Origin of the sequence: Acinetobacter sp. Ac_3412 (genome assembly GCF_013072675.1) — a bacterium.
Lineage (GTDB): Bacteria > Pseudomonadota > Gammaproteobacteria > Pseudomonadales > Moraxellaceae > Acinetobacter > Acinetobacter higginsii.
The window spans coordinates 67,950-78,302 of sequence record NZ_LXUJ01000001.1 but is presented as its reverse complement, the minus strand read 5'-3'; the positions used below and the strand labels follow the sequence as shown (position 1 = coordinate 78,302).

The following is a 10,353-nucleotide window of genomic DNA, read 5'->3' as shown; positions in this document are numbered from 1 at the left end:
AATTGTTTTTTAAGTTTTTTTATTAAGAATATTTTATTGAAAATAAACAGTGGGTAGTTTTTTTGAATTAATTTTTTAATAAAATCTAAATAAAGCCGAGTATTTGTTAAGTGTTTTTATGATTGGAACAATGTGAACTAATAATTTAAATGTTAATTAGTTCACATATTGATGTATATTTTAGTAACTAGTAGTAACTTGCGATAATAACAGCATTCTTTTTATCTGGTAGCTGTTCGAAGCTAATGTCGGTGGTTGTATTTTTTTTGGTATGAGTGCTTAAGTCACTGAGAGAAATTGATTGAGAATCAATCTTATCTCTGATTTGATTCAATTGCTGACAGTCACTAGTGTTATGCTGCTGAGAGCAAGTATCTTCTACTATACTTCCATTCATTTGGATTGTGCTTGCAGAATAACCCACCGAAGCAAACGCCATTAATGATAAAAGTAGGGCAGATTTATAGATATTGTTATACATGTTTATTGCCTTTTATATGATGTATTAAGTATTAATTAACATAAGTATTATTATTAAGGCAATATTAAAATTAAAGATTGATTAAATAGTTATTTAAAGTGTGATGTATTTAAAATTTTGCTTTTAAATTGATAATTAATATGTTTATTTGGATTTGATAATTGTGTCACATATTTTTGTTTTAATGCGAATTTAAAAACCGGACCTGTCTGGTCTACATTATATGATCGCTGTAACATATTTTAAAATTCAAATAGGGAACTTATGTATACCCTTGTTACGGGAAAATTATGTGATTGCTATTTTTGGCAAGAAAAAAGCCTAATCAACGATTAGGCTTTTGTGACACTAAGCTGGACTAAATTACATTGCCACAGATGTCCGTAGAACCTTGAGGGTAACTGAATTGCAAAGCATTGCGGTCAGTGATCAGTTCTGATGATAGTTCTTGCCCATCTAAATGATTGGAATATATAGAAACTCCGCTATCAATGTTAAAACTAAGATTTTCAAGTGCTGCTGGTAAAGTAGATTGATAGCCTTGATCAATACCATTAAAGATAAATCCGACCTGTTTTGTTAACTGGTTGATATAGATACCTAAACGTTGATAACTATTTGTATTAGTAGTCACTTTGGTATTCTGATAATAGTCAACTGTCGTAGGCCCAGTACCATCACTAAGTTGATATCTCAGAGAGTAGCTTAAATCAGGTGGGTTTTCCCCAAAATCTGGATCATATGTCCCTGACTGAAAGCCGAAATCTGAGCGAATTGCATAACCATTATTTGTGACTCCTGTAATTAAAAACGAAGAGGTATAAGAAGAATCACCTGTAGGTGGTGGTGTTGGAATTTTTAGCTGCATTTCAAATGCAATAATTCCTGTTGTGGGGAGGGGGAAATCACCATTTCCATTGGCTGAGTTAAGCTGAGCTTTACTAGTAGCGACATAGTTAACATATGCATCTTCATCTATAGGTGTAGAGCTAACGATAAAACCAAACCTTTGACCATTTATCTCAGGAAATTGTGTAATTGGAGTATATCCGGGGTTTTGTAGGTTCCAAGTATCATAATCTTGCTGTGTTGCATCAAAGTTATACTGACATGTTTGTGGTTGGCTAAAACTACGTAAACTAAAGCTTGTAGATGCTGCTGTAGGTTGAGTACTGGTATTATTTTGCGAACTATCCTTATTTTCACCACAGCCGAGTAAGGCTAGGCTAAGGGCAAATATGCTCAGTTTTTTCATTGATTGTTCCTCTGGTTTATTGTTCACGGCTTATTATCAAAAGTAAAAAATGCGACTTTTTAAGAAATAAATTTAAAAAAAATAATTGATTAGAAATATTCTGTTTAGAATTTTATAAAAAAAAGACCTCTCGTTTGGGAAGAGGTCTTATAAAAGGTTTAATCGTATTGGATTGTTACGGTTGCCATTGCACGAACAGTACCTGCAGTGACATTGGTCGCTGTTTGATAATAGCGAGCAGATAATGGAATGTTGTATTGTACTGTTTGGTTTGAGCTAATTGAACCAACATCCAACTTGTCACCTTTGCGGATCACTTGATTTTTATTTTGATATTTCCAAAGAAGTTGTACACCAACACCATTGGCTTTGGTTGAGTTTGGTGCTGTATTGGACATTACTTGGTTGTTGGTACCGTCTTGTGGAAAATCAAAATCTAAACTGATTTGGTTCTTTTCTTCATATCCCGTTGGGTTTTTCCCACCATTACATAAGATATTTAAGTCGAAGGCTTGCTCACCTTGGGTTGAACCAACACCACTAAAGCCTGATTTCATCACAGTAGGAAGTTGAACCACTTTATTGATATTACCTTGTAGTTCACAAGAGGAAGAGGCAATAGTAATTGCATTACCATACACCGTACTTGTTAACCAAGGCGTAACCCCGTATCCGCTAGCATGGTAGGCACTATATCGACCAGGGACTAGAGCACCAGATCCAGTTTGGTTTGCTGTTTTAATAATTTCAACAACAAAATAACCATTTGCAAGTGTATATCTCGTATTTCTTTGTGTTGATGCTCGATATGGATAATATCCAGAGAAATTTGTCGCATTCTCAGCTTCACGATAAAGGCGAATCCCAATACCTTCAATATTAGTAGAATAGATGTTATTCCCTAAAGGACTCAGAGCATAACTTTGAGAAAGATTTGCTTCTAAAGTTCCTCCATTTCTATCACACCAATAGGTTGAACCATTAGGAGTAATAGGGAAAGTAGCTTTACGCAAAATTTTACCAACCTCATCCGTTGGTCTCACAACGACACGACCCACAGCCATTGAGATATCGACTGTTTTAAATTCTTTACCCCTGTCTATTTCTGGAGTACAAGCAGCATTTGCTTCTGTATAGATGCCAAGACCTGCGGTAAGCAAAACACTGTTTAAGAGTAACTTTTTCATTTGCATACTGCCTCAGTCATGATCATGCTTTGCTGATCGTTAGAAATTTGTGCTGTGACATCATAACTGAAGTGGCACTGTTCATTGGCTTCATCACCCCATTTTACATACAAATCACCTTTTGGCTCTTGCGTACGTAAATACACCATGCTGCCTTGTGCAACAATACCAACAGACTCATCTTTGGTGTTAAAGACTTGTGCAGCGAACGGTAAACTTTCACCCGCTGCTGTTTTGGTGTTGATGTAGATGGCATAGCCTTTCTTGGTTGAGAAATCAACTTTAGCAATCGCGCCAGCAAAAGGCGCAATACGTTGGCTGGTTTCTTCTAATTCAACATTGGTCGACATTTCTTGTGGGTCAAGCGTGATGTCATTTAGACGGTATGGCGTTACATAAGGAATCACAGCATAACCAGATTTATTTACACTCAGACCGGTCGTATTATTAACTTTGGCGCCTGCCGCATCTGGGGCATAGACCAATACCATGGTTTGACCTTGTTCTGGGCCAAACAGGATGCCTTTATCATGTGCAACAATACTACCGCTCATACTAACCATCGCTTGTTGATATGAATCAGCGATACTATAAGAACCACCGACTGTCGCAAAGTTGGTACGATAGCGGCTGTTAACGTTAAAGCTCGGATTCTGTCTGTCTTGATGAGATACAGAAGCGCCGTAGTTAAAGCGATCACCGACCATACCGCTCATACCCACTGTGCGGTTGTTTTCAGATACGTTTGCGTTGACATTGACAGCGCTCTTTCTGAAATTCATAGGGAACGAAAGAGTCATCAAATATTCAGTATCACGGGTTTGATTATTTGAACCATATTCGATCTGGCGATTGGTCGCAGAAAGACCATAGGTTAAGCCATGATAGTTATTGCTATAACCCACTTGGTATTGGCGACTGGTCTCATTACGGTTCCAGTAATCGTTCCAAGAACCGACCATATAAATATTACCCCAACCCTCAGGTAAACCTTGGTTCAAGGTAATTTGGAATTCACTGCGCTGTTTACCCACAGCAAAAGTATTCACACCTTTATCTTCAAGATCACGAATAAGCAGGGCATCACGTAACTTATAATAGTTTTCTGTCGAATAACGATAGGCTGCCAAGGTTAAGTTGGTATTGGTCGGTGAAATGAGTTTGCTATAACTTAGACGGAAACTTTGTCCAGATTGCGAACCTTGCTTGTCAAAGTCAGTATTTGACTGAGTAACGTCAAAAGACACCGCACCAATAGGCGTTGCAACGGCTGCACCTAATAATAGGGCACTATAGTCTTCAGCCAGTTGAAAGCCAGTATAGCCCGTCAAATAGTTGTTAATACCACGTTGGTATTTACCCTGCGTGACCCAAGGTGTCAAATCAATATCACGGTCGCGGAATTCACCTGCAGTGACTGAGTAACGGCTTAATCCAGGACGGAGCATTTGCACGACAGATGCATAAGGAACGGCAAGCTTTTGAATTTCACCATTCGATTCAATAATCGAAACTTCAAGCTCACCACCAAACCCTGTAGGGTAGAGATCATTAATTTCAAAGCTACCCGGTGCAACCGTAGTTTGGTAAATCAATTGACCTTGTTGGCGAACTTCTACTTTCGCATTGGTTTTTGCATTACCACGAATACGGGGTGCATAGCCGAGCATACTATTTGGCAGCATGCGATCATCGCTAGAAAAATCTAAACCGCGGTAACCGAATGAGTCAAATAACTCACCATTGGTAAAGCTATCGCCTAAGGTTAAAACGCCACGATATTGAGGAAAAGCACGCTGTAAATAAGTACTGGTAGACTCGTAGTTAGATTTCTTTTTGTTATTTGGATCTAACTCACTTTGAGCACCATCTTGCCATTGCCACTGACCGTTGTGGCGTAATTGCCAGCCAGCAATGTTTGCACCAGCAGTAATCGCCATAAAGGCATTGGTGGTTTCTTTATTGTCATTTAAGCGGTTAAAGGTTTTGTAGGCACTACCGCTATAAGATAAAAATCCAGCATTGACACCACGATCCCAAATACTTGGATCAACATAGCCTTGCGCATTTTTTTGTAATGCAATCTGTGGAATCGAAATGTCGACACGCAGGCGCGAGGTATCGAAATCATAAAATGCATTTTCGATCCATTCTTCGATTTTGTAACAACCATTCGGCGCAGCAGATTCTGTACGGTTAACCAGAACGTCTTGTTTTACGCCGTATTCAAGCAATGAGCTTGAAGTGAAACAGGTAAAGGCATTTTGGTTTTGTTCTGCCGAACGAAACATCATTCTTCTTTTGCCGAACCAGTTACCATTGATATAAACATCAACGTTATATTCCCCAGGTAAAACGGGGTTCCCATATTTAAAACGAGAAATATCTACTTTTTGGGCGTCACCGATTAAAAAAACAGAGTCAAATTCTGCTTCCATTGGTGCAGCTTTTTCTGCTGTCTGTTCTACTGCATAAACAGCCATAGGCATCGTGATTGTGACTACCCCAGAAGTAAGGTAATAACAGATACGACGCTTCAAGAATTTAGCTGTTGCATTTTTCTTTGACATAATCGGTTCGCCTATTCAATGATAGGTACAAAATCATTTATTGATTGGAAATAAATTTGTTTGTTATTAAAACTTGATCTGGTGTTCGATACGACCACCGTAATCATTGATGCTTACATAGCTCAATTTTTCAGTACTCCCAGTTTTCAATTGGATTTTGTCCTCTGAAAAAGGTGAGAGCATTAGACCTTTAGGCAGTAGGTCAACTGGCTTTCCTGCATTTTGTTGGTACACCGCAGTCATGGTGACGTGAAATGGTGTTGGATTTTTTACGATTAAAGTTTGTCCGCTTTTCGCCCATTGTAATTTTTCACCAGCGAGATTGGCATCAGCTTTGATGCTGGCTGGACGATAGAAAAACTTAATGCGTGAACGAATTGCGAGCTGTAAAAAATTATCAGGAATAGCATCTTTACTGTTTGCGGTTGGCTTTGGTGGAATATCCAAAACATTCAACCAAAAAACAGTTTCTTGTTTTTGATTTAACTGAGCCGCATTGGGTAATGCAGTAATACGAAGCGATTGGCTCTTCATTGGGTCTACACGCGAAATAGGAGGGGTAATCATAAACGGAACTTTAGACTGATCCGGTGTACTTTTAGCATCACCTTCATCAATCCATGCTTGAACAAGCGATGGCTTAGAACCATTGTTACTGACTTGCAAAGTCACTTCACGAGCGTCAGATGGATAAATAACGCGAGTTCCATGCAAAATAATTTCCGCATGTGTATGACTTGCGATCAAAGCCGACGACATCGTTAAACCAAGCAAAAAATTGTAACCGTTCAGTGCCATTTAAATTTTCTCTATGATTGCGTGAAGTGTACAACTGCGAATTCCTAGAAATCTAGAAATTCGCAAAGTTTATCAATAGATTATTGATAAATAATAGTGTACTGAACTGAAGTGTTTACTTCACCAGCAGTAGACGCGCCAGTTGCATAGTATTCAGCATAGTAGTTAAGGTCAGCAGTACCGCCTTCTACAACGTCAACCCATTGCGAGTTAGCTTGAGCACCGTTGCTACCAGCAGCAAGAACTGGGATTACTTGGTTGTTGTTGCCTAATAATTGAACATCAACGTTTTTAGCGCCACCAGCGTTTTGGTTAAGTAAACGGCCAGTATTGAAATCAACAGTCGCACCTGGTTCGAAGTAAGTTGCAACTTTACCTTCTGAACAGTTACCCAAGTTGATTTGGAATGGAGTACGACCAGCAACATCACCTGCGTTAGCAAGAGTTTGTTTAGAAACAGTTGGAAGTGTTACTGTAAAGTCTTTACCAGCTGGAGTCACGATGTCACAAGTTTTGTCTGTTACTAGACCATTAATTGTAATCGTTCCGTCAGCAGCTTGAGCGTTAGCAATACCTACAACTGAAAGAGCAGCGATCAAAGCAAGTTTTTTCATAATAATTTCTCGAACACATCGGCTAAAAGTTTGAATTAAAATTACTTCTCAGTTGGATTTTTGCGCTGAACAAGTAATGTGCGAAATATATATCACTAGGTTTTAGAAATGCAAACTGCATCACATTTTTATGGTGTGTTTCGATCTAAAATTCCGATCATAAATAAGTTGTTGATATAAAGTATTTTTATTTCTGGTAAAAACAGCTTTTTTAGCCTGTTTGTTTAATATTGCTTAAGACTGATTGTTTTTTCCTTTCATAAAAAAGGCTTATTTGGTTATTTTTTGATCAAAAAATAAAGGGGTTTACATTTTTTTGTGATCTGTATTGCAAAAATAAAAAAATAATTTAGATGAATAATCAAGTTTTTAGCGTGATTATTAAGTTTATTAACAAAAAGCTCAAAGTTCTTTTAAGAATCTTTTAAGGTTAAATCCTTAGTTTTTTAGTCATGATTAGATGAAAAAAACACCGTAAAGGAGCTTTCGATGAACATGCTTTATACCCACAAACCAAACTACTATTTCTTCGCACACAAGTTTGTTTTATTCCTAGAAAGTTATTTAAAAAGCCATGCTACGGAACAGCAAACAAGCTTTAATCTGCAGACGATTTATGATTTATTCAGTCATGATCGTGCCTCTAGTACAACCAATTTAGAAGGTATTTTAAATATTGCAGATGAATATGTGCTTGAAACAGATGAGGGTCAGCAGTCATTGATTCAGTCTTATCATGTTCATTTAGACAACCATGTGCTGACTTTAGAATTTAATGCCAAAGCTGTTGCAAGCTTAAAGGCGGGCCAAAATATCCTGAGCCCACAAGCGGCTTAAGCAATTCAAAACATATTTCAAGTTAATACACTTAGTGAGTAATGTCCTTTACTAAGTGTTTTTTTAACAAGCTGCACGAAGCTTATCTATCCGTTATGATTGAAAGATCAAGTGAAGATATAACATAGTGTTATGAATAAGGACTTTAAATCAGAAACATATACTGTTGATGAGTGTATTGCTGATACGATTGCATGGTTGATGCAACATCAAGACATTTTTGATTCATTTCATTTTGATGTGCATAGCCAAGAATTGTCAGTAACCCATGCAGCAGGTGTTGATATCATCCGTGTTGGAATGTTTTTAAATGCCAAATACGGCATTTTGGTGACATCAATTTAATCATATCTAAAAAAGCCTTGTCATCTGACAAGGCTTTTTTGTTTATGCACTCATGGCATCGACAGAGAGTTCTGCAACCGTTGGTTTCGGTTTTTCCGCAGTTAAACCTAATTTAGCAAATAGAACCTGATCTTTGCCTTCACCCGCATTTGGCGTCGTAAGTAATTTATCACCAGAGAAGAGTGAGTTCGCACCCGCCATAAAGGCAAGCGCTTGGTCAGAATCACTTAATGATTCACGACCAGCAGAGAGGCGAACATAACTGTGTGGCATGATAATACGTGCGACAGCAATGGTACGGATCCATTCAGTCACATCAAGTTTTTCAACATCAGCCAAAGGTGTGCCTTCGATTGGAACCAACATGTTGATTGGTACGGATTCAGGATGCACTGGCATGGTTGCAAGTTCATGTAATAAACCAATGCGGTCATTACGGCTTTCACCTAAACCAACAATACCGCCACTACATACTTTCATACCGGCTTGACGCACATGATCTAAAGTATCTAAGCGGTCATCAAAAGTACGTGTGCTGATGATATGAGAATAGTATTCACGAGAAGTGTCTAGGTTGTGGTTGTAATAGTCTAGACCTGCATCTTTTAAGCGTTCCGCTTGAGATTGGTTGAGCATACCTAAAGTCATACAGGTTTCTAGGCCCAATGCTTTCACTTCACGTACCATTTCTAGCACATAAGGCATATCACGCTCATGCGGGTTACGCCAAGCAGCACCCATACAGAAACGCGATGAACCAGATTCTTTTGCTGCAAGTGCTTCACGAATAACTTTATCAACGGCAATACGTTTTTCTGCTTCTAACTTAGAGTCGTAACGAGCAGATTGTGAGCAATACTTACAATCTTCAGGGCATTTACCTGTTTTGATTGAAAGTAGCGTGCTGACCTGAATCGCATTTGCTTGGAAATGCTGACGATGAACGCCTTGTGCTTGAAATACTAAGTCTAGAAAAGGTTGGTCATATAAAGCTTGGATTTCATCACGAGTCCAGTCATTACGTAAAGTCATTGTTATATCCATGATGATTGATTACAGACATTGAGATTCATCATACAGAAATCGTGCCAAAGCCAAAGGGCAAAAAACACCATTTTTCTATTCAGTGTACGTTTATTTGCTGCAATTGCTGTCGAATTGCCCAATCTATATGTACATTGACGATGTCATCGTGCAACGTTTTTGCTTCTTGCAATTGAGTGACGATTTCTGCTGAGTATGGAGCATTTCCTAGACCGATTGCAATATTACGCTTAAAGGATTGGTAGCCTGTACGGCGGATTGGGCTGCCTTCTGTATTGGCTAAGAACGTTGCTTCATCCCATTGCCAAATTTCTAATAAGCTGATGTCATCTAAGTTATGTCTTGGATCAAAATCTGGAATTGACGCTTTTTTAGCAAAGCTATTCCAAGGACAAATCAACTGGCAATCATCACAGCCAAAGATACGGTTGCCGATACCTGATCTTAGTTCCTCAGGAATAATACCTTTATATTCAATGGTTAGATAAGCAATACACTTTCGGGCATCCAGCATATAAGGTTCAACAATCGCCTGTGTTGGGCAAATATCAATACAGGCAGTACATGAACCGCAATGTGCAGTCGCAGGTTGGTCAAAAGGCAGTTCTAGAGAAGTAAACAGTTCTCCTAAAACGAAAAAAGAGCCCGATTTTTTATGAATCAATAAGGTGTGTTTACCCGTCCATCCCATACCTGCACTTTCAGCCAGCGATTTTTCAAAAATAGGGGCCGAATCAGCAAAGGGGCGTGATTCAAAATCGCCGACTTTTTCCTTAATACGGGTCGCTAAGGTTTTAAGACGTCCACGCATGACTTTATGATAGTCACGACCACGTGCATAACGCGCAATAATGGCAGAATTTGGTTCAAATGGTACATAACGGGGCTTGGGTGATGCCACAAGATAGTTCATGCGCACACAAATAATGCTTTTTGTACCAGGAACGAGCAAGGTTGGATTGGCACGTTTTTCTAAGTTTTCTTCTAAATAGTGCATATCTGCATGATAACCGCGTTCTAAATATTCCTTAAAACGCGGTATTTGATCTTGAGCATCTGGTTTGGCAATGACACAATCAGCAAAGCCCAAGTCTAAAGCCTGTGCTTTGATCCAGTCTTTTAATGCTTGAGGGTCAAGCTGTTGTAACTTGATTTTATCAGGCGTTTTCTGAGACTGTGTTTGAGATGGTGTGCTTGAAGCCATAAAACGATAATAAGGAGA

Annotated in this window: 10 protein-coding genes; 2 read left to right on the top strand and 8 right to left on the bottom strand. The window is 38.6% G+C overall.

Annotated elements, in window-relative coordinates; genetic code table 11:
- Positions 1 to 187: 187 nt before the first annotated feature.
- The 6 genes from A7P54_RS00395 to A7P54_RS00370 all read right to left on the bottom strand — a co-directional run bounded on the left by A7P54_RS00395 (position 188) and on the right by A7P54_RS00370 (position 6,905).
- On the bottom strand, positions 188 to 481 hold the full coding sequence (locus tag A7P54_RS00395) for a type 1 fimbrial protein (protein WP_171548305.1): 294 nt from the start codon (positions 479 to 481) through the stop codon (positions 188 to 190).
- A 358-nt stretch (positions 482 to 839) separates the two neighbouring features.
- Positions 840 to 1,736, bottom strand: a complete 897-nt coding sequence (locus A7P54_RS00390; protein WP_171548304.1) for a DUF4882 family protein — start codon at positions 1,734 to 1,736, stop codon at positions 840 to 842.
- A 158-nt stretch (positions 1,737 to 1,894) separates the two neighbouring features.
- Positions 1,895 to 2,923 (bottom strand): fimbrial protein, encoded by a 1,029-nt coding sequence (locus tag A7P54_RS00385; RefSeq protein WP_171548303.1) that lies wholly within the window; start codon positions 2,921 to 2,923, stop codon positions 1,895 to 1,897.
- A complete protein-coding gene (locus tag A7P54_RS00380) occupies positions 2,920 to 5,496 on the bottom strand; it encodes a fimbria/pilus outer membrane usher protein (RefSeq protein WP_171548456.1) in 2,577 nt (858 codons plus the stop codon). Before A7P54_RS00380 ends, A7P54_RS00385 begins: the two co-directional genes overlap by 4 nt.
- A 63-nt stretch (positions 5,497 to 5,559) precedes the next feature.
- On the bottom strand, positions 5,560 to 6,291 hold the full coding sequence (locus tag A7P54_RS00375) for a fimbria/pilus periplasmic chaperone (RefSeq protein ID WP_171548302.1): 732 nt from the start codon (positions 6,289 to 6,291) through the stop codon (positions 5,560 to 5,562).
- An 80-nt stretch (positions 6,292 to 6,371) separates the two neighbouring features.
- Positions 6,372 to 6,905, bottom strand: coding sequence for a fimbrial protein (locus A7P54_RS00370; protein WP_004653088.1), 534 nt, complete (start codon positions 6,903 to 6,905; stop codon positions 6,372 to 6,374).
- Between the two features lie 489 nt (positions 6,906 to 7,394).
- Between A7P54_RS00370 and A7P54_RS00365 the strand changes: the two genes are divergently transcribed.
- Positions 7,395 to 7,742 (top strand): hypothetical protein, encoded by a 348-nt coding sequence (locus tag A7P54_RS00365; protein ID WP_004807786.1) that lies wholly within the window; start codon positions 7,395 to 7,397, stop codon positions 7,740 to 7,742.
- Positions 7,743 to 7,874: 132 nt separating this feature from the next.
- Entirely contained in the window at positions 7,875 to 8,087 is a 213-nt protein-coding gene (locus A7P54_RS00360) for a hypothetical protein (protein WP_005203133.1), read from the top strand.
- Between the two features lie 42 nt (positions 8,088 to 8,129).
- Here the strand turns inward: A7P54_RS00360 and bioB are convergent, their stop codons facing one another.
- Positions 8,130 to 9,119: a biotin synthase BioB gene (bioB, locus tag A7P54_RS00355; protein WP_033133316.1), complete on the bottom strand. Its 990-nt coding sequence runs from the start codon at positions 9,117 to 9,119 to the stop codon at positions 8,130 to 8,132.
- A gap of 91 nt (positions 9,120 to 9,210) precedes the next feature.
- Positions 9,211 to 10,335, bottom strand: a complete 1,125-nt coding sequence (gene queG, locus A7P54_RS00350) for a tRNA epoxyqueuosine(34) reductase QueG (protein WP_171548455.1) — start codon at positions 10,333 to 10,335, stop codon at positions 9,211 to 9,213.
- Positions 10,336 to 10,353: the final 18 nt, after the last annotated feature.